Source organism: Odoribacter laneus YIT 12061, from assembly GCF_000243215.1.
Taxonomy (GTDB): Bacteria; Bacteroidota; Bacteroidia; order Bacteroidales; family Marinifilaceae; genus Culturomica; species Culturomica lanea.
Map to the genome: position 1 here is coordinate 1,822,629 of NZ_JH594596.1, position 21,051 is coordinate 1,843,679.

Annotated in this window: 16 protein-coding genes and 2 riboswitches; of the genes, 3 read left to right on the forward strand and 13 right to left on the reverse strand. The window is 43.4% G+C overall.

Annotated features, from left to right (window positions below; translation table 11 throughout):
* Window positions 1–252: 252 nt before the first annotated feature.
* The 5 genes from HMPREF9449_RS07595 to cobI form a co-directional block, all read right to left on the reverse strand.
* Entirely contained in the window at window positions 253–1,224 is a 972-nt protein-coding gene (locus HMPREF9449_RS07595; protein ID WP_009136673.1) for a manganese catalase family protein, read from the reverse strand.
* A gap of 248 nt (window positions 1,225–1,472) precedes the next feature.
* A complete protein-coding gene (locus tag HMPREF9449_RS07600; RefSeq protein ID WP_009136674.1) occupies window positions 1,473–2,483 on the reverse strand; it encodes an AI-2E family transporter in 1,011 nt (336 codons plus the stop codon).
* A gap of 316 nt (window positions 2,484–2,799) precedes the next feature.
* On the reverse strand, window positions 2,800–3,708 hold the full coding sequence (locus tag HMPREF9449_RS07605) for a cation diffusion facilitator family transporter (RefSeq protein ID WP_009136675.1): 909 nt from the start codon (window positions 3,706–3,708) through the stop codon (window positions 2,800–2,802).
* Window positions 3,709–3,962: 254 nt separating this feature from the next.
* On the reverse strand, window positions 3,963–4,565 hold the full coding sequence (locus HMPREF9449_RS07610; protein ID WP_009136676.1) for a DUF2284 domain-containing protein: 603 nt from the start codon (window positions 4,563–4,565) through the stop codon (window positions 3,963–3,965).
* Between the two features lie 4 nt (window positions 4,566–4,569).
* Window positions 4,570–5,298 (reverse strand): precorrin-2 C(20)-methyltransferase, encoded by a 729-nt coding sequence (cobI, locus tag HMPREF9449_RS07615; RefSeq protein WP_009136677.1) that lies wholly within the window; start codon window positions 5,296–5,298, stop codon window positions 4,570–4,572.
* Between the two features lie 73 nt (window positions 5,299–5,371).
* Window positions 5,372–5,565, forward strand: a riboswitch (cobalamin riboswitch).
* Between the two features lie 27 nt (window positions 5,566–5,592).
* Between cobI and HMPREF9449_RS07620 the strand changes: the two genes are divergently transcribed.
* From HMPREF9449_RS07620 to HMPREF9449_RS07630, 3 genes are read left to right on the forward strand one after another with little or no spacing between them, the layout of a single operon-like run.
* A complete protein-coding gene (locus tag HMPREF9449_RS07620) occupies window positions 5,593–6,741 on the forward strand; it encodes an ABC transporter substrate-binding protein (protein ID WP_009136678.1) in 1,149 nt (382 codons plus the stop codon).
* Window positions 6,742–6,747: 6 nt separating this feature from the next.
* Window positions 6,748–7,791, forward strand: a complete 1,044-nt coding sequence (locus tag HMPREF9449_RS07625) for an iron ABC transporter permease (RefSeq protein WP_009136679.1) — start codon at window positions 6,748–6,750, stop codon at window positions 7,789–7,791.
* Window positions 7,784–8,809: an ABC transporter ATP-binding protein gene (locus tag HMPREF9449_RS07630; RefSeq protein WP_009136680.1), complete on the forward strand. Its 1,026-nt coding sequence runs from the start codon at window positions 7,784–7,786 to the stop codon at window positions 8,807–8,809. The genes HMPREF9449_RS07625 and HMPREF9449_RS07630 overlap by 8 nt, the downstream gene beginning before the upstream one ends.
* A 210-nt stretch (window positions 8,810–9,019) precedes the next feature.
* Here the strand turns inward: HMPREF9449_RS07630 and HMPREF9449_RS07635 are convergent, their stop codons facing one another.
* The 8 genes from HMPREF9449_RS07635 to HMPREF9449_RS07670 form a co-directional block, all read right to left on the reverse strand.
* The gene (locus tag HMPREF9449_RS07635) at window positions 9,020–9,529 is read right to left on the reverse strand and encodes a ferritin (RefSeq protein WP_009136681.1); all 510 of its coding nucleotides are present in this window, start codon (window positions 9,527–9,529) and stop codon (window positions 9,020–9,022) included.
* Window positions 9,530–9,734: 205 nt separating this feature from the next.
* A complete protein-coding gene (gene cbiD, locus HMPREF9449_RS07640) occupies window positions 9,735–11,552 on the reverse strand; it encodes a cobalt-precorrin-5B (C(1))-methyltransferase CbiD (protein ID WP_009136682.1) in 1,818 nt (605 codons plus the stop codon).
* Between the two features lie 47 nt (window positions 11,553–11,599).
* Entirely contained in the window at window positions 11,600–13,423 is a 1,824-nt protein-coding gene (gene cobM, locus HMPREF9449_RS07645; RefSeq protein WP_009136683.1) for a precorrin-4 C(11)-methyltransferase, read from the reverse strand.
* Window positions 13,424–13,441: 18 nt separating this feature from the next.
* Window positions 13,442–14,626 carry a bifunctional cobalt-precorrin-7 (C(5))-methyltransferase/cobalt-precorrin-6B (C(15))-methyltransferase gene (locus HMPREF9449_RS07650; protein ID WP_009136684.1) on the reverse strand — a complete coding sequence of 395 codons (1,185 nt, stop codon included), beginning with the start codon at window positions 14,624–14,626 and terminating at the stop codon, window positions 13,442–13,444.
* A gap of 10 nt (window positions 14,627–14,636) precedes the next feature.
* A complete protein-coding gene (locus tag HMPREF9449_RS07655; RefSeq protein ID WP_009136685.1) occupies window positions 14,637–15,266 on the reverse strand; it encodes a CatA-like O-acetyltransferase in 630 nt (209 codons plus the stop codon).
* A 130-nt stretch (window positions 15,267–15,396) separates the two neighbouring features.
* On the reverse strand, window positions 15,397–16,797 hold the full coding sequence (gene cobJ, locus HMPREF9449_RS07660; protein ID WP_009136686.1) for a precorrin-3B C(17)-methyltransferase: 1,401 nt from the start codon (window positions 16,795–16,797) through the stop codon (window positions 15,397–15,399).
* Between the two features lie 123 nt (window positions 16,798–16,920).
* On the reverse strand, window positions 16,921–19,260 hold the full coding sequence (locus tag HMPREF9449_RS07665) for a TonB-dependent siderophore receptor (protein WP_009136687.1): 2,340 nt from the start codon (window positions 19,258–19,260) through the stop codon (window positions 16,921–16,923).
* A gap of 43 nt (window positions 19,261–19,303) precedes the next feature.
* Complete coding sequence (locus HMPREF9449_RS07670; RefSeq protein ID WP_009136688.1) at window positions 19,304–20,773, reverse strand: PepSY domain-containing protein; 1,470 nt, start codon at window positions 20,771–20,773, stop codon at window positions 19,304–19,306.
* An 84-nt stretch (window positions 20,774–20,857) separates the two neighbouring features.
* Window positions 20,858–21,046: riboswitch (cobalamin riboswitch) on the reverse strand.
* Window positions 21,047–21,051 lie beyond the last annotated feature (5 nt).

Genomic DNA, 21,051 nt, shown 5'->3' on the forward strand with positions numbered 1-21,051 from the left:
AAGCAAACGGGCAAATGTACAAGAACTTTCATGAAACTGCACAAAAAAGTTTTTAGACCGGCTAAGGGTTTTATACACCGGATCGGGAAAGTAGGGCAGACTTCTGATTGGTGAATCTGAGTTCTGATAAATAAACAGAAATCAAGAACTTTCGTTCCACCAATCAGTGCTGCGTCAATCCCTTCCTAAAGGAACCTTACTTTTCAAAGGGTAAAACTTTCCTTTTAGAATAGACTCTTTTAAAAGAACATCTTATTTATCCCTGCGTTTGCGGGGTTTATCCTTTGGGGAGGCCGGATAATTACTCCATTGTATATCTTTAGTAGGAGTTGCCGAATTCACTTCTTCACTTCTCACCCGGCTCAACTCCCGATCGTCCTTTTCGACAGATTCCAATGTCCTGTCGGTTCCTTTGGGGTCAATATCCTGTAATCCGTTTGTCGATTCCACATGTTCCTTCGGATCATTTATATATTGCCAGGTCTCTTTGAACTGAGTGCTGGCCCCCTCATTCCAAGGACCACGGGCATCTTCTCCTGCCGAATTATTATAATACAAATTACTATACCGCGGGTCACTTTGCAAAACACCCGGAGGGAAATTCGGTCTGATGGTCTCCAAAGCCGCTTCAAACTGCTGGAAATGGGCCACTTCCCGGGTCATCAAAAAATTCAGAGTAGCGATCACGTCCGGATCATCCGTAAATTTAAGCAAATATTCATAGACAATTTTTGCCCGGGATTCTGCCGCAATATTAGAACGTAAATCAACTGTCAAATCTCCGTCGGCGTTGACATAAGTAGCAGACCAGGGATTTCCGTTACTGTCGGTAAGCATAGGTCCACCGCCGGAAAGCACGACAAAATGCGGATTAAAAATAGCCTCATGTATAAAATTTTCTTTAGAAGCTTTTCCGTCCAACATTTTCATAGTTTCCGTACGATCTGCTGCATTTTTCAATTCTCCGTTTACTCCGGCCAGTAGCATTTGTATGGTAGCTCCGACAATTTCCAGGTGTCCCATTTCTTCTGTTGCAATATCCATTAACATGTCATACTTATCAGGATAAGGGTCTCTACAACAAAATGCCTGTACAAAATACTGCATAGAAGCTTTCAACTCTCCGTTACCTCCACCGAATTGTTCCAGTAGTAAACGTGCAAAGCGTGGATCCGGCTTGGATACACGTGCATTAAATTGTAATTCTTTTGAATGATAAAACATAATATTCAGATTTAGGTTAATAATTCTCCTCCTCCATAATCCCTCCCCCCTCTAAAGGTTTTTCGTGTATTTTCCGTCAAAGTGGCTAGTAGATTTCGGAATTTTTCAGATAGTTCTTTAAATTCCAATTTACCCTATACATACGCAACTTTAGACCATTGTGTTCCAATAATTTATGAAACACCAACTATTTTTCCAGTGTTTTTATACTGTTTAATAATAAGAAACGATTGGGAAATAAACCGGCATCAATCCTCCTTTTCCAGGTATTCTTCTTTAAATATCTGGACGCACAAAGCAAATATGGCCAATAATAAGGGACCGAAAATAACTCCCATAAAACCGAACAAAGCCAACCCGATAATGACGCCAAAAATGGTTATTAAAGGATGAGTATCCGCCATCTTTTTTTGTAAAATAGAACGAACCAAATTATCGACATTCGAAACCACAACCAAAGCATATACAGACAATCCGATAGCATTTCCCCAATGCCCCGTAGCCCCTAAATACAAAGCCAGAGGGAGCCAAACAATGGCAGTTCCGATAACCGGAATAATGGTTGCAAAGCAGGACACTACGCCCCACAATACAGGCGCCGGTGCTCCAAAAATCATATACCCGATAGTGGCAGCAGCCCCTTGTATAATAGCTAACAAAGGCACACCAATTGCATTCGATTTGACAACCATATGAAATTCCCGCAAAATATCTTTTTTATTCCGCCGGTTAAAAGGAAGTAAATCATTGACATAATTCTCCATCTTCTTTCCCCCGATCAGCATAAAATAGAGTACGAAAAGTAAAACCAATACATTGATGGCGAAACTGGTAATACTTCCCATCAGTACTTGCCCAATCCGGGGCAAAAGAGCAAATATGGAATTTATATTCGCCTTACTCAATAAATTATATCCCGTCTTTTCCTGTATCAAATTCGCTACATTCGTTACCGGATCGATAATACTGCGGGGATTCAGATTCGCATCCTGGAATTTATTTACAAACATCCAGATAATCAAGGCCAAAGGAATCAGAAAACACAGAATGGTTTCGATTAATATCAGGATAGCGGCTATGCTTCTCCTGATGTGTTTTCTGTCGGTAAGATAGATCATATGTTCCCGTAAAAGGATATAGACAGTCATCGCTCCTAAAATCCCCCCCAAAAAAGGAGTAATCTTCAGGAAGATCAATACTCCCAGAAGCAATATGATAACAATAAGTGAATATTTCCAATATTGCTCTTTTAGGCTCATAGACTTATTTTCAATTTATCGAACGCTATGAAACATAAACGACAAAAAACAGGAAAAGATTATATTTTTGCAATTTTTATACCCCTCCTTCTTTAATTTTTTAAGATAAGGCAGGGCTTCTAAAGAAAAAGCCATAGGGATATGGCTTCCTATGGCTTTTTACGCGCATCAATAATCGAGAATCAATAAAACCAGTTGTTTAATTATTGACAAAAATAAAATACAATCTCTCTCCCGTCAATCCCTATTTATCGGGAAAAAACAAACTTTTCCCGATAAAAAGGTTATTATTTTATTTTTTGGAAAAACGATACGGTCAGTTAACATCACATCCTTCCCCGCTACAATGTCCTTCAGGAGTCTCAAATTCAAGGGTTGCATGAGCTACTCCTTCTTGCCGGAGTTTTGATTTAATCTCGCATTTTAGGGATTCCATTTGCTCCATATTTCCGACGACGACATGCACGGTCAAAGCCGTCTCCGTCGTACTCAATGCCCAAATATGCATATGATGTATGCTTTTCACTCCGGCAATCGAAGTGATTACCTGTCCAATATGTTTATAATCCGTTCCAATCGGGACCCCATCCAAAGAAAGCCGTAAGCTTCCTTTTAGCAATCCCCAGGTGGAATATACGATGATTCCTACTATGCCTATTCCAATCAAAGGGTCAATAATATACCAACCTGTATACTGGATAAGAATACCCGAAACGACAACTCCTATTGAAACTAAAGCATCCGCCGCCATATGAAGATAAGCTCCTTTTACATTCAAATCTTTCTCTTTGTCCCGCATAAAAAGCCAGGCCGTCACAGCATTGATGATCACCCCCGCTCCTGCTACCCAAGCCACAGCGTCTCCATCCACCGGACGAGGATGAAATAACTTATCTATACTTTCTCCCAGAATAAACCCGACGGCAATCAACAGAATCACAGCATTCAGTAAAGATACCAATATGGTACTTTTTTTATACCCGTATGTATACCGGGTATTGGAATGAACTTTTGCTAAACGAAAAGCCAGCATCGCCAACACTAAGCTTGCAACATCCCCTAAATTATGCCCCGCATCAGAAATCAATCCCAGCGAATCGTACCAAAAACCAGCAATAAATTCAACGACGACAAACCCGGCATTCAAAACGATACCTATAATAAAAGCCTTATTTAAAGAAGTCATCTCATGAGAATGATGTTCATGCTTATGCTCGTGTGCCATAATCTTTGTTTTAATTATCCGGAACAAAATAAAACGGTTCTAAAGCCAGAACGACAATAAAGAGGCAGACTTTATCCTACACTCCCTATCTTTCTATTTCCTCCGTATTCTTTTTTATAATGATTATTCAAAGTCTACTCCTCCCTTTTGGAATATACCAGTAAAAATATACGTAATCCCTCCGAAAAACAATCCCCTAAAGTTATGAATTTATCTTAAAATTCCCTTGTCAAGAAAATACTACCCGAAGAAAATTATTCAAAAATTTCCGGACAAAGATTTACTTCAGAACGTGTAAAAATACCGCTGATCAGCATCCAATAATCAGGCCATTCCTCCGTATTACTCCATTTCAACGGAACCTGCAATAATTCTTCTGCCGTACGACTTAAATCAAATCCCAAAGCTTCGAGAGAAGGACGTATCCACTCCGGATGACAGCAGGGTAATCTCCAAATTTTCCTGCATTGGCCTTCCGGACATAAATGACAAGTACCGGCATAAAAAGCCCGGCTACCCGGATATACAATTTCTAAATTCCGCAAACAGGGATCTAGTTTGGCCCTTACTTCTTTCAACAACTGCCAGACGGTGATTTGTTTTTTCTGTCCGGATGCAGCATTTTGCTTCCCCTCCAGCAGCGGAACGATCTGCGTGCCAATCAGAGAAACAAATTCATAGGTCTGTAATCCGGCAGCCAGGTCCCTTTCATAAGGGGGACAAACCCAACAGTTATCGTAACGGTCACATTCCTTACAAAAGGCCTCAAATTTTTCCACATTCCGATATTCCCTGACATAATCCGCAGCCCTAAGCCTATAAAAATGATAGGTAAGCGTATAACTCATTCCTTCCATTTGATCATTTAGTAATATTTTTATGCCTCTTTGCAGCTTGGATGACCAAAATGGAAAAATAGGTAAAAGGATGTTTCAGAATTTCTGCATATACAGAAGTTATGTATTCTGCTGCAGTTCCGACCTGCTCAAAATAGAAATAATGTTCCTCCGGATGATGTGCCATATAGGAACGTACAATTTCTTCCCCCAAAGGTACTTTCATGATAACCACCGTATAACCGCGATTCAAAGCAGACTCTAGTTCTTCTGCCGAAACATCTCCAGGGATCACCAGCATCCGTTCCCGCTGTTTTACAATATGTAATCCGACAGAAGCTCCCGCCGCAATAAAGGCAGGTACACCTGCAATCATTTTTACCGATATGCCAAGTCGTTGTAATTTTTCGAAAATATAATGAGCTGAAGAATAAAAACAAGCATCTCCCTCGGCAGTTAGGCTCACCTTCTGTCCCGCCCCCGCACATTCTGCCATTTCCTTACAGATTTCGTCGTAAACTTTATTGACAGCCGTCCGGTCGGTTGACATAGGTACTAAAAAAAAGCGGATTTTTGCTGTATTTATCCCTAAAGCTTCCAGAATACGAGCAGCTTTTGATTCTCTCTCCTCTTTCCCCCGAAGGGTAGCCGGACAAAAAATGACATCTGCTGCCTGTAGAGTTTTTAATGCTTTTACAGTGATCAGTTCCGGTTCTCCCGGTCCCAAAGAAACCCCAGTGATCTTTCCATTCATAAATTGCAATATTAATAGATTCCATTCCTCCGCAAAAATCAGAAAAAAATAAAAGCAGTCAAAATATTAATGCTATCTTTGCGCATGCGTCGGTACTTTCCTGAAGGAAAGATAAGGGAATCCTGTGAGAATCCGGAACTGTCCCCGCAGCTGTAATGTCTTTATCGCCTAAAAGCGGATTTTTTCAAAAACATCCACTGAAGTCAATAGCTTTGGGAAGGAGAAAAAATGACAAGTCAGAAAACCTGCCGATACGAAAATGGAGTATTAATTAATCTTTCGGAGGAAAAGAAAATGAAGTGTATTTTTATTTCTCTTCTATTATTATGCAGTAGTTTGTTTGTCTGCTGTCATTCCCAATCTCCTAAACAATCGGCCGCTACGGAAACCTTCCCTCCGGAAATTTCTGTCCGGCAGGCGGACATTCGCTATGCAGAAGGTTTTAAATTGGATTACCGGCAAGGCTATATTCTATTGCGTATTCAGGATCCTCAATCTCCGAACAGCTCGGAATATTGCTTCGCTCTCCGGCAAAAAGGAACGACGCCCCCCATTCCGACAGGGGTAACGCCTCTCGACCTTCCGATAAACCGGTTTATTTGCATGACATCTTTACAACTTTCCAATTTTATCCGCCTGAAGGCCACGGAGAAAGTCGTAGGGATCAGTAGTACCCGATTTCTGAAAAATAAAAAAATCCGCCAACAGATGGCTGAAGGCAAAACTCAAAAGATCGGTATCGAAGGAAACTTCGATCCGGAAATTATCATGAGCCTGGCCCCGGATGTGATTCTGATCTCTCCTTTTAAACAAGGCGGATACGATGCGATGAAAGAAGTGGACATCCCCCTTATCCCCCATCTGGGCTATAAAGAAACGACACCTTTAGGACAAGCTGAATGGATCAAACTCATCGGCCTATTGACCGGCAAAGAAAAAGAAGCCAGTGAAATTTTTAACGGCATCGAAAACCGGTACAATACCTTGAAAAAACGGACCGCTAACCTCCAAAGCCGGCCGGTCGTTCTGAGCGGAGAAATACATGGAGGGACCTGGTATGCCGTAGGAGGACGCAGTTTTCTAGCTCAGGTTTTTCAGGATGCCGGAGCCGACTACTTTTTGAAAGACGATCTCCGTTCCGGAGGCATACACCTGGATTTTGAAACAGTATATAATCAAGCAGACCGGGCAGATTACTGGCGGATCCTGAACAGTTTTCCCGGTAATTATTCTTATGAAGCCTTGAAAGCCCAGGACGCACGGTATGCAGATTTCCGGGCTTTCCGGCAGAAAGGTGTCATTTACTGCAATATGCGGGAAAAAGCTTATTACGAAGAAATGCCGATGGAACCGGATGTGCTGCTCTCCGATTTTATAAAAGTATTTCATCCGGAATTATTACCCGATTATACTCCCGTTTATTACAATTTATTAAAAGAATAATCTGCCATGAGGTATCCGGGTAAAAATAGCATAGGAATTTTTTTAATTACCTTTTCTATCCTTCTCCTTTTATTTTTGAATTTAGTATGGGGATCGGTATCCATTCCTCTTTCTTCTATCGGAAATATCCTCCTGGATAGAGGTAACGAACCGGAGTCCTGGCAAAATATCATTTGGAAATCCCGTTTTCCTCAAGCCCTGACGGCCCTGGTAGCTGGAGCCGGCTTATCTATCAGCGGTTTGCAAATGCAAACTGTTTTCCATAATCCGTTAGCAGGTCCTTCCGTACTCGGCATCAGTTCCGGCGCAAGCCTGGGAGTCGCTTTTGTCGTATTATTTTCAGGCAGCATAGGAGGCGTTGCCCTTAGTCGTCTGGGCTTTATCGGGGAAGTTGCCCTCTCGGTCGCAGCCATCGCAGGAGCCTTAGCCGTTATGTCCCTCATCGTTTTCGCTTCCCGAAAAATAAAAGGGAATGTTACCCTATTGATTGTCGGAGTGATGATCGGTTACATTGCCAACGCCGTAATAGGAGTGCTAAAATTTTTCAGTGTGGAAGAAGATATCAAAGCTTACGTAATCTGGGGCCTGGGAAGTTTTTCCCGCGTATCCGGCAATCAAATGACGCTTTTCGTCAGTCTGATGCTCGTTCTGATCCCTCTTTCTTTCTTACTTGTAAAAACATTAAATCTGTTATTATTGGGTGAAGGATACGCCCGGAATCTGGGACTAAATATCAAACGGGCCCGTATAGAAGTCATTGCCTGCTCCGGCGTTCTGACCGCAATTGTAACAGCCTATTGCGGTCCCATCATCTTTTTAGGACTGGCAGTTCCCCATCTCTGCCGTGCGATTTTCCAAACCTCCGACCATCGCATGCTGATGCCGGCAAGTATGTCATTGGGAGCAGCCCTGGCTTTGCTCTGTAATCTCATTGCCCGTATGCCCGGTTTCGAAGGAGCCCTCCCGGTAAATTCCGTCACTGCCCTAATCGGAGCTCCGGTGGTGGCCTCTGTTTTATTCCGTAAACGTAAAAATGAATGGAATGAATAAACAAGCTACCCTATCTATACGGGACCTTTCTATCGGTTACAAAACGAAAGGAAATCAGAAAATTGTCGCCCAGCATCTCAATTCTGTCATCTACAATCAGGAACTGACCTGTCTACTCGGAGCAAACGGCGTCGGAAAATCTACCCTTCTCCGCACCCTTTCTGCATTTCAGCCGAAATTAGCAGGAACAATCGATTTACTGGGAAAAGAAGTAAGCAGTTACTCTGACAAAGAACTCTCTACCTTATTGGGTATCGTTCTGACCGAAAAATGTGACATCCGCAATATGAGCGTAACGGAATTAGTAGGTATGGGCCGTAGTCCTTATACCGGATTTTGGGGAAAACTCAGTCCCGCCGATAAGCAAATCGTTGCCAACGCTATTGACACGGTAAACATCCGCCCCTTGGCCCACCGCCTGACCCATACGCTAAGCGATGGCGAACGACAGAAGGTAATGATTGCCAAAGCACTAGCACAACAAACTCCCATTATCATCCTGGACGAACCCACTGCCTTCCTGGATTTTCCCAGCAAAGTAGAAATCATGCAATTGCTTCACCGGCTTTCCCGTGAATCCCATAAAACAATTTTTCTTTCCACACACGATTTAGAATTGGCCCTTCAAATTGCTGATAAGATCTGGCTTATGGACAAAGTAAACGGACTGACCACAGGTACCCCTGAAGATTTAGCCCTGAACGGACACCTGAGCCATTTCTTTGCCCGCAAAGGAATTACTTTCGATTTAGAAACCGGCCTTTTCCGCATCACGAATCACTACCGCTACAAAATCCGGCTGACCGGACACGGACAAAAATACGCCATGGCCCGCAAAGCTTTACAACGCAACGAAATTCTGGCAGACCGAAAAGTAGAATCAGAAGTAGTAATCGAAACCGGTAATCTGCAAAGTCCTGAATTTATACTACATTTTCCTCAACAACCTCCCCGCATCGTAACGACTATAGCAGACTTGTTAAAACAAGTGGGAGAATATTTAAAAACAAAACATTGAACAGGACATTCTCCGGAAGTATTTACAAAAGAAGGATCCGTGAATACGCTTTTGCCTGAAAACAGAGGTCGGATAATAAGGTACAAACACTCCTCTCTTTAAAGGAATATAAAACAGTAAAGCCCCCAGGAAAAACAAGAGGCCCCTCTCTAAAGTTAAAAGATTGTTTTAAAATTAATTAAAACAATCTTTTATAAAAATTCAATTTCTTTACTCGGCAGCAATCGGAGTATAAACGCGCGTGCCCAGTTCTTTATCCAAAGTATATATACCGAAACCATTGTCTTTAATCATCCGGAGAGCATCGATAATTCCCTGTGCAGCAGCTTCTTCTTCCACTTGCTCGTCCACAAACCACTTCAACATGGACTGAGTGGCATAATCCTTCTCTTCGGTCGCTAAGGAATAAAGATCATTGATTAAGGCCGTTACTTTCATTTCGTGAGCCAATGTATCCTCAAAAGCTTTTAAAGGCGACTCCCATTGAGTATTTACTTCAGCAATCGGCTTTAATTCCGGACGTCCGCCCCTTGAAATCAAATAATTGAATAATTTCATGGCATGATCTTGCTCTTCCCTAAACTGTATATGCATCCAGTTTGCAAAACCCGGCTGACCTTTTACTGCAAAATCTGCAGACATCGATAAATACAAATAAGCTGACCAAAATTCAGCATTGATTTGCTCATTTAAAGCATTTTCCAATTTTTTACTTAACATTTTCTTTTTATTTAGATTATTAAAATTTTAAAGCCATACCACAACTGCAATGTTAACAAGAATTGGAAAAATTTGCAAAACAAATAAAATATTTTCAAGCTAATTCCTTCCTCTCCATAAGAAACAGAGAGTTTAAACTTATCCTAAAAATTTGAGAGGGATAAAGAGAAAAAGCGGGAACACATCCGGAAATATAGGACAGGATTCAGGGAAACAGAAAATCAGGACTAAGTAATCCTTCACTCGTTTCCGGAATTAAGATAATTTCCAGGCTACCGTTTTTAAATACAGGGGCACACACCTCTTGACATTTTCGGACCAATAATTCGAAAAACGGATGATTCTGGGGTAACAAAGACCAGAGCTCCCGGGCTAAAGTGATCTGCTTAACCTTTTCCCAAACGGTTTCCTCAACTCCGGACTCCTGCATCAGCGTGACAATAAAATCACGGTTCATCAGAACATGACGACTATGAGTATCCTGATGTCCTTCAGCCAATTTGACAGCCTTTCCAATCATTATGCCCATCGTGATGCGACTTATACCTTCCTCTTCCGCTATTTTTAAAGTCTCCCCGATATAATTTCCGTAATGGACAAAAGCCTGTGGAGATAATTCCGAAAAACGTTCTCTTACTATCCGTTCACTTTTAGCTCCGGAATTAATCACGATATGTTTGCATCCCAATGCTCCGGCTACCTGGATTTCTTTCCGGATAGTAGCCACAAAAGCTTCAGCAGAAAAAGGCTTGACGACACCGGAAGTCCCGATAATCGAAATTCCGCCTTCTATCCCCAATTTGGGATTAAACGTTTTCAATGCCAATTCTTTTCCCCCGGGCACAGTGAGCATAATATCTATACCTTGGGAAATTTTATAAAAAGACTGTAATTTCCGCAACTCTTCCTCCATCATCCGGCGGGGAACCGGATTAATGGCCGGAGCTCCGATTTCCAATCCCAATCCGGGTAAAGTTACAACTCCTACCCCCTCGCCCGGTAAAAACCGGAGCTCATGGGTGGTATTAAAATTTACGGTAGCACGTATTTCGCATCCGTTGGTGATATCGGGATCATCCCCTGCATCTTTCACAACGGAATAAGTGACCCGCCCTTCTTCCCTGCTGACAAGCCCCACCGGCAACTCCATCTCTTTCCCGCAAGGCAGGACAAACCGGCAATTTCGTAAAACCGTTCCGGAGACCAGCGTTATGAAAGCAGCCTTAGCCGCAGCACAGGCACAACTACCCGTTGTATAACCTGTTCTCAAAGGGAAAAAGCCAGGTAATAAACGTTCCAACTGATGGCGGAAGCCATTCTCTCCCCTCACCGTATAAAAAGCCTCCGGTACAGGCGGTCGTTTTAATACAATAACCAGTATTCTTTTTTCTACAGCAGCCTTCACTTTCTCTTCAAAATAACCGGAAGTACCACTTTCTTTCGTCACTATGGCATCCGGACGGATACGCTCTATCAACTTTTCAATCCCTTCGCCTTCTTCATAATACAATAATTTTTCCCGTGGGAAACCATATTTTTCTGCCAAAGGTAAAGACTGTTCCCGGTCCAATACCCGAAACCAACAATTATGCCGGCACCAGTAGGACTTTAAACGAGGAATGGTTTGTACCCCCGTCAAAGCCAACAGATTGCGTATATTCTGTTCACAGAGATAATCGACTATCTCCTCCCAGGATTCACACCAGATGAAAGCCGTATCCCGGGCAGGATATGTCCGCTCATAACGGATAACAGGTACACCCAGTTCCACAGCTGCCTGCTTGATATTTTCCCGAAGCTGCACAGCAAAAGGATGGGCGGCATCCACCAATAAGCCGACTCCTTTTTCCCGGCAAAAAGCTACTATCCCGGCAGCATCCATACCTCCGGAAAGGCGTTCTACATAGTTACTTTCCAGCCGCTGCCGGTCGCCTTTCGTCGAGTAATAATATTTTTTCCCGGCTCCGTCCAGTAACTGCACGACTTTTCGTCCCTCTGTCGTTCCTCCGAATACTAAAATCACCTCTTATCGATTAAACTTTTTTCGAAAATATCTCTGACAAAACGAAACTAACAACTTTCTTCTTTTCCCTTCCGAAACAGATGGGTAAAATGCCCGGAATAAAGTTTAGACAAACCGCTTCGGTTACCGACAGCCTCTCCCACGACAATTAATGTCGTCAAAGTAAGTTGCTTTTCTTTTATTATCGCTGCCAAATCCTCCAATTTTCCCCGGAATATTTTCTCATCTTTCCAGGTCAAATGATAGCAAACCGCAACGGGAGTTTCCGGCGGATAATGCTGCATCAACTCGCTCTGAACCTCTTCGGCAATAGAAGCACTCAGGAAGATACACATTGTACTTTGAGAACGGGCCAGCAAATGCAATTTTTCTTTCTCCGGCATAGGAGTACGTCCCTCTCCCCTCGTTAAAATAATCGTCTGGGTCTTTTCCGGAATGGTAAACTGAGAATGTAATGCTGCTGCTGCTGCTAAAAAAGAAGAAATTCCCGGCGTAATATGATAACGCATTCCATAGCGGTCAAAAAACGCCATCTGCTCCTGAATAGCACCATAAATACAAGGGTCCCCGGTATGTAAACGCACCACAAACAAGCCTTTATCGTAAAATTCTTTCATCAGGGCAAACTGTTCCTCTAAGGTCAGAGAAGCCGAACTACGCACTGTGGCTCCGGCCTTTGCGTAATAAGTCAACTCAACAGGCACCAAACTACCGGCATATAAAATCAAATCCGCCCGTTCTAACATCTGTTTCCCTCTTACAGAAATCAATTCGGGATCGCCCGGACCAGCTCCGACAATTTCGATAAAACCACCCCTCTCGGCTACTTTATCCAAAGCGACAGCATAGGTAAACTGATTCCCTTCCGTCACACAAGCCCGCTGTTTTTCTATCAATAAATCCGTATTCGCAGCACTTTTCAATGCCACCGATTCAGCCACTCCATACACTCCCGTCACCTCATATACTTTTTCCGAAGGATGAGGTAGTTCGATATCCTGCAACTGCTCCGGAAGATAGATCCGGATTTCCGCTCCCCACTCCTCCGCCAAATCGTGCAGCAGGCGTTCCTCCTTTTTCAATCCAATCGTAGCTACAACCCGGATGGCGGCAGCGGAAAGACAATGACGCTTTAAATCTCCTTCTATGTACTCTTTCACACCGACAGGATCGCAATTTTTCCGGCAACCGATTCCCAGATGTAATACTTTCGGACGATAATATAAAACCGGTTTATTGAATTCATAAATAAAAGGAGTGACGGCAATAATCAATTCGTATTTTTCTTCCGGAATTGCTTCCTGCCGATAATAAATATCCACGTGGGCAGGAGCAGTACGTTTCATTTCCGCAGTAGCATCATCCTGTATATCCAATAACAAAGCCGTGGGCCGCCCATTGACAAAAGAAGCGATCAGTTGATTCATCGGCCCAATATGTTCCGTTTTCCAGCCCCACTTTTCTCCCCAAACATCCAATGCCCATAACCCGGCCTTATCGCTCTGGGTGGTTACAACCGCTTCTGCTCCCAGACACCTTGCCAACCGGCAGGCCAAGTCATTCGCCCCTCCGACATGCCCCGATACGACCGGAATCACATAATGCCCTGTCGAATCAATGGATACAACAGCCGGATCCGTATACTTCGACCGAAGATAAGGAGCTATTGTCCTAACGGCAATTCCCAATGCTCCGATAAAAATCCAGGCAGAATACCGACTGAAGTTTTCCCCGACAAACTCTCCCAAAACCTCAACTCGTACGACCCCTTTTCTCTCCTGCACAGAAAATACCTCAACCTCCATTTCACTCCCGATCTTACGGGCGATCTCCTCTCCCCTATCAGACAAAATAATAATTGCTGTTTTCATTGTTAGTTGCTTTAAATACTACACCACTTTTTTCGCCCGAATCACGACAATAGGATTGTATTCATTCAAAACGATCCGGTCCCGCATTTCAATCTGCATATTCAATTTTGTTATAATCTGCTCAAACGAAAAGAGACTTTCTTCCGATACCGCATTAAACACAAGCACCCCTCCTGTTTTCATTTTCCCGTTAATCTTTCGCAGCACCTCCTCCATTTTCCCTCCATATCCTCCCATAAATACGGCGTCGGGACATTCATACCCGTCTATATCTATTGTCAGAAAATCCGCTATTACCGTTTCAATTCCGGGAGTTCCGAATTTCCGGCTATTTTTTTTCATTAATTCTTTCCCCTCTTCCCGGCATTCAAAAGCCGTAACATGCAAATGCGGGAATTGCAATTTAGCCTCTATGGATACCGAGCCGGTACAAAAACCAATATCCCAGAAATAATTCCGGCAGTATAAATCCAGACGACTCAATGTCAACAGACGAACCGGCATCTTCGTAATCATTCTCTCTCTCCCATTCAACAAGAAAAATGCCTCCTCCGGTATACCCAAAAACCGCTGACGGCTGTTCGTCTTCTCCAGAATCAGACAATTCGGAGTCCCGAAATCCGTCACAGCTGCTTCTGCTATAGTCAGCTGCCGGATACATTCCTCCGGATTCCCCAGCTTTTCACCGACACTCATCCGGTAATTATCATATCCGTATTCCAACATCCGCTCCGCTATGGCTGCGGGAGTATGCCGATGGTCTGTCAGCACGCCTATCTTCGCCTTCCCCTCTATCAGCGCCCTGTCGAATTCATGCCACGAACGTCCCGTTAAAGAAACCATATGCATATCCTGATAAGGCAAGATAAGCCGGTGAGCCAAGGTCTGTAAAGAATGAAAACAAGGATATACGTGAATGACGGCTTCCGGCATAAATTTTCGTATGGTATTGGCAAAACCAAAAAACAAAGGATCCCCGGAGGCAAAAACCACTATTTCTTCATAGGCCTCATAAGTGCGGAATACAGCCTGCAAAGGAACTTTTATATCAATCCATAGCCGGTCGTCCGGAAGTTGAGAGGCCACCAATTCAGCATGTCGCTTCCCTCCGGAAAAGATGCGATGAGTCTTTAATATTTCCTTTACTTCTTCACTAAAAACAGGTTGAGGCCGATCTTCCAGGCCGATGATATAAAATTCCATACATTATCCGTTAACGATCCAGTAAAGCTTGAAATTCTTTGAGGAAACACCCGATTTGATAGCCACTTACAAAAGCATGGTTCACAGATAAAGACACCGGCATCATCCGTTTCTCTCCTTCAAGCATTACTTTTCCGAAAGTAAAAATAGGGATGTTCAACTGCGGTTCCTGTGGAATTGCCAATTGTACGCTGCTAAAACGATACCAGGGATTTACACTGATCAAAAGGATATTCCGGCCCTGTTCCTTTTCGCTATGCGCTTCGCCTACTCCCTGTTTAGCCGCTTCCATAATTGGCATCGCTTTTTTCCGGAAGGTCTCCCACTCTTCTTCAGCAGGTAATAATACCGAACGATAACTTCCATCCGCAGTCAAAACAGGCGTAAACAAATCGATCCGGTCATAAAGTACGACCTCTTCCCCCTCTTGCCGGTACCGGAATTCTTCGATCCGATTCGCCGCTACAAGGGCCGCATGCAGATAATACAAAGCAAAGGAAACTTTTTTTTCTTTCGCCTTTTTATAAGCCTGCGTACAATCCACTTCAACCGTTACGGCTACCATGGGATTGAAAAAAGTCCTGAAAAATAAATATTCCTCTTTGCGTTTCCAGGTATTTACATCAATAATGTGCCTCATCGACCAGATATATTTCTATTTAAAGTTTGTGACCTACCTATCTTTTAGCATTAGCCTCCGTGATTTGCTCTCAATCGGTTGGCAGTCTCCGGACTTAAATTGCCCCCCTTCTTTTCCGCCGGCCTTTTAATTAAAGATCTCTTCCCGGCCATAATTGCTCAGCATCGTCAAAACACAATACAGCATTTACAAGAGTTGCCGCCAAATTACTACCTCCTTTACGACCTTCAACCATGATTTTAGGCAGCTTCCCCAAAGCTTTCAGCATGTATTTGGATTCCTTCACATTTACAAATCCGACGGGTGCTCCGACCACCCCGGCCGGATTCGCTTTTCCCTGCCGGATAAGACGACATAACTCCATAAGCGCTGTGGGAGCGTTTCCAAAAGCATACAAAGCATCCGGATGCTCTTCTACAGCCAAACGGATCCCGGCCTGAGTACGGGTGATATTCCACTTCAAAGCCATTTCTTCCACCCGGGGATCGCCTAAATAACACTTCACATTCACTCCCAAACGTTCCAAAGCTTTTTTCCGGATCCCTGAAGCTACCATCGTTACATCCGTAACAATAGTGTCCACCTGTCCTCCACTTAAAGCTTTATATATCTGTTCAACAGCCCCTTCATCCGCATAAAAAATATTTTCCATATCAAAATCAGCCGTCGTATGAATGGCATGGAGTAAAGCCCATTTACGATCGAAGGGGATATCGGGATTCCTCAATTCAGAAGCGATAGTACGGAAGCTCCGGATCATGATCTCTTGTCCGGGTTTAGTGCTTGCCTCCTCCGTTGCCCTATAATAACCACGAGGAGTAATAAATTTGTGCTGCCATTGATACGATTGACTATTTCCGATCAATACCACAGTAAACATATCCACTTCTTCCGGGTCAAAATCAATCAATGTCGTCAGCTTCACCTCTTCCTCCGGTCTCCCGGCTTGCCGCACAAAACCCACCGGGGTATTCCCGGCCCGTTCTTGCAAAAAAATCTCTTTCAAACGGTACAACTGCCAGTAACGTCCTTCACTTTTAGGATTATATACTGCCGTTATAAAATCAGCAGTAGCCGCAGCCTGAATCCGACGTTCTATTTTCTCCCAAGGGGTCAGTAAATCGGACAATGAAATTACACAAAAATCATGACCTATCGGAGCACCTAACAAAGCCGCAGCTTTTTGAAAAGCACTGATTCCCGGTAAGACTTCCATCTCCACCGCCGCATTCCGCTCCCGTTTCATTTCCCAAAGCAAAGGAGCCATTCCATAAATCCCGGCATCTCCCGAACTGATTACACATACTGTTTTTCCCTGTTCCGCATAGTCAAATGCCACAGCTGCCCGTTCCCGTTCCTTACGCATTCCGGAATCCACACATTCTCCTCCTTCTTTTATCCATTTCCGGATAAAAGCAAAATAATACTTATACCCGACCACCACATCCGACATCGCAATAGCCGCACCTACAGCAGGCGTAATATCTTCTTCACAACCCGGTCCGATCCCGGCAATAATTATTTTCCCCATTATTTACTTACCTTTCTATTTTCTGACAAAGTTAATATTTTAAAGCAAAAAGAATATGCCAAAAGTAATATCGGACTTTTGACACCTTCTTTCTCCTTTTAAAAAGCGTAATTTCAGCATCTTCTAAAAACGATAAGCTATTGTACCGGTAAAATTCCTTGGTTTGCCCAAGACAGTGGTACTCTTGAAATATTCTTTATCAAAAAGATTGTCCACATTCAAAGCCAAAGTCACTTTTTTCTTTATCGTATAAAACAACCCTCCGTCTACCAGAAATAAAGCCGGATAATAAGTACGGGTGGCTACATTCGTAAAAACCTTATCCTGGAAAGTTCCGCTCAAATGAATCGATAGATTTTTCAATACCCCTTTGGGAATAGTGTAATCTCCGTATATATAAAAAGTCGTCCGGGGAATACCAGTTGCCCTTACATTTTTACTGGCGTCCGTATATTCGGGAAACTCATCGCTTTTATTGATCTTTCTGACCCGGTAATCCTGCCATCCCAATCCACCGGTAATTGCCAAGGTAGAGACAGGCCGCACAGTCAGTTCCACATCGAATCCCCGGGAATCGGCCGTTCCGACTTGTCCCTGAATGGTTTTCTCCACCTCCACTCCGTTTTCATCCTTCTCGTGCTCAGTACCTAAAGATTTGACTACATTATTTTTGCGGATATAATATACACTTGCGGAAAAATCCAACCGGTTTCTCCACATATACCGCACTCCAACTTCCGCCTGATATCCTTTTTCAGGTTTAAATACCTCTCCTCCATCCGGAGAAGGATTAAAGCGATTTCCGCTTTTATCCAGATAAATCACCCGGTTACTATACAGGGTATTGTATGGCTTAAAATGCGACCCAAAAGAAGCATACAGAGAAAGGGTCTCTACCGGAATATATACCAAACCGGCCCGGCCGGTAAATGCAGAAGTCCTCACCTTTTTCCATTCACTACGATCTTCTTTGTCATAATCCTGTCCTCCATTTTTTACGGCCGCAGTAGCCGTGCGGTAATTGTAAAAATCCATACGGGCGGATCCCATCGCTTTCCACTTGGTATCGATAGCTATCACATCATGCAGATAAAGCCCGGAAGTCCTCCATTCCCGTATAGAAGCTTCGGAATATTTATAATCCCACCAGTTACGTGCTAAATGAGGATGGTGTAAGGCAACCACCTGATTCAATCCCGGTCCCCAGGTATCTCCTTCCTTCCAGCCGTTATATTGCGTATAATTGAAAAAAGAATAAGTATACCCGAGAATATATTTATGCCCGACACTTCCTGTTTTAAAATCTCCGGTCAATTCGACCGTATTGGTCCATCCCCGGCTATCCGGACTAAAACAAAGAGGACTTCCGGTAATTAACGAATCGGTCAGATCTATGTAATACTTTTTCCCTCTACTTTCATAATAATATCCTCCTCCAAAACGATTTACAGTATCTGTCCGGTAGCTCATTCCTTCCACACTGGCGTAATCCAGATCACTATGGTTCCAACTGAATCTTTCCCGCAATTTCATAAACGAAGCCAATTCCTGGGTATAGGTCAGGGAAATATCGGCCACCCGCCGTTTCATCGTATTATTGTTAAAATCGTTATATACGGTATGATAATCGGCAAAAGGATTTCGCGCTCCTACCGGCATGACAATCTCTCCTGCGGAATTCATCACATCCCCCATTCTGGAAGATAGAGTAGGAGCAGAACCGATTTCTGTATCGTATTTATCGTCGCTATAGCCAATAGTTCCCTCAAAATGTCCGGTTTTACCGATATTGGCAGCCAACGATCCGGTAACCGAAAAACGATCTGCATGCACATGCCGGTACCCCTCTCCCGTAGAATAATGAGCTGTAGCCCGATAAGTTAAAGGTCCGAATAATTTTCCGCCGAAATCCAAACTGGCAGATTTTATGTCCCAATTCCCATAACTTACGCGGGCTCCCGCAGTAAATTCGGGAACCGCTTTTTTGCGTACAATATTGATTACTCCCCCCATCACGGAATGACCGCTCAATACAGCCGCAGCTCCTTTCAACACTTCTATAGACTCTACCGACGACAAATCACCGAAAGGTACATTGTTTAACAAAGAACGTTCGTCCCGGAAACCATCCACAGAAATAACCGTCTCATTAGATCCCCTGACCGAAAACCGATAAAAGGCTCCCAACTGATCTCTTACCGTAACGCCCGGTAAAAAACGCACAGCATCTTCCAGGTTCAGAATATTTTTACGTTCCAATATATCGGCTGATAAACGGGTAACCGTTACCGGTAAAATTTTCAAGGGTACATCTAAATTCAGAAGATTCACTTTATGCTTCAGTGTTCCATATACATTTGCTTGTTCCAACGGAAAAATTGTATCTGTTATACTCTTACGCTGCTGCCCGTATACTCCCGTTATATAAATTGATATAATTAAGCTCAAAATTAACTTTTTCATCTTTTCAAAACATTAAAAATTCTATTCTACACTCTTAAATATCCTATTTTTGAATTCTAACGACCTTCCGGATAATGCGTCCCAACCATTTTAACATCAGAACCACACCAGAAAGAGAAAGAAAAGTGCCTCCGATCAGTAACACATACATCACCACATTCCAGACAATCGGACGGTCAACCAAAAATTTAAAATTCAAACGATGCAGACCACTGTACAATATACCCCTGAGACGGCTATTGTCGTCAATCTGTCGATGATACAAAGTCTCGGGGTTAAAATAATGCCGGGTATGGAGTTCGTCGCCGACAACTACCTTATACACGGGAAGAGTCAACATTCCCCGGCGGGAATAATAGTCACTATCCCAGTCGGTCATCCACGTTACAGTATAAGGGACCTCTTTGCCATGAATTTTCTGTACCGTCTCCTTTACCAGAGCCTCCGTCAACCGGAAAGGCGATAAACGGGTGGAATCGGAAGCGTCGATATAGTGTTTTTCCGTTGCAGTATTGACGACATAATAAGGATGTTTCCCAAAAGAAGACCACTCGATATTTTTGACTTCCCCCAAACGCCCCACAATTCGCCGGTAATCCAATACATACTTATTCATAGATAGCATTTCGTCCCCTCGTCCCCGAAAACGGATCTCCCGATTTTTCTGTTTCCCTTTTTGCATCCAGGCCGGGAGATCGACCAGCGACATCATGCCACTGAATACGAAAGTCAAGGCAAAAATCCCAAAAATCGTACCGCTAATATGATGCCAGCGTAACCACCATTTTTTATAGGGCGACCGGAAACCTTTCTTGCGGTTTTTCCAGAAGGCCCAGCCCCCTATCCAGAGACCGGTAAAACACATGAGGGCTCCCAAGCCAGAAACCCAGAGCATAAAGTGAATCCATAACGGTTGATTTTGCCGCAAGGAAGTAAAATACAGCCAGTGCGGAATTGCTCCTAACCAAGCCCAGAAACGGGAATGCCGGTCGGTTAACTGTAATACCCGCCCGCTCTTTGAAGAAATATACAATTCCTGATGAGCCGTATCTTCAAAACTAAACTTGTATATCGGGAATTCTTTTTTCAGGTATCCGAACAGAATCCACTGATCCAAATGATAAAGCGTATCTACCGCATAAGCAGATGAACCGCCCCAACGCACAGCTATCTTCCGGATCGTAGCAAAATCAGGCGATTCGACCTTCTGCAAAGAATCGGCATAAACTTCCGCCACAAATCGTTTTCCCTGCAAATGAAAAACCGGTCGCTCCCGATACATATCCACAGAAATTCCCCTCAGTTCTACACTATCCGGTAAGCTTTTCAAAAGCGTGTCTATTGCCGGTAAATCCGGAGATAAAGCCTCTTGTCTTTCCCATTTCAGGGTAGGACTTATCCTCGGAAAACTATGATAAATCATCACTATTCCGGAAATAAACCACATCAGAAACAACACACTGAGCACTAAACCCAGTATCTTATGTACTTGTCTTATTACTTTGATCAACATGTTTACGAATCTTCTCGGAAATACACCTTTCTAGATGCCTCTCCTTCTCCATTTTTATAATTCTATTCCTGACCCCGGGAACAGATTATCCGTGTAGTCACGGCAGGTTTCCTGACTTAGTCCCGAAAAGCAAACCTTCCAGCTTACGCCGTGGTAGAAGAAACTTTTCTCTTTTAAAAGACCTTACAGTAGCGGGTACTGTTCCGGTTTTCCACCGGATTCCCTCTCGTTTTCGCAGAACGCGTAAAACTCACCGTAACCAATAAAAAGCGGAAATG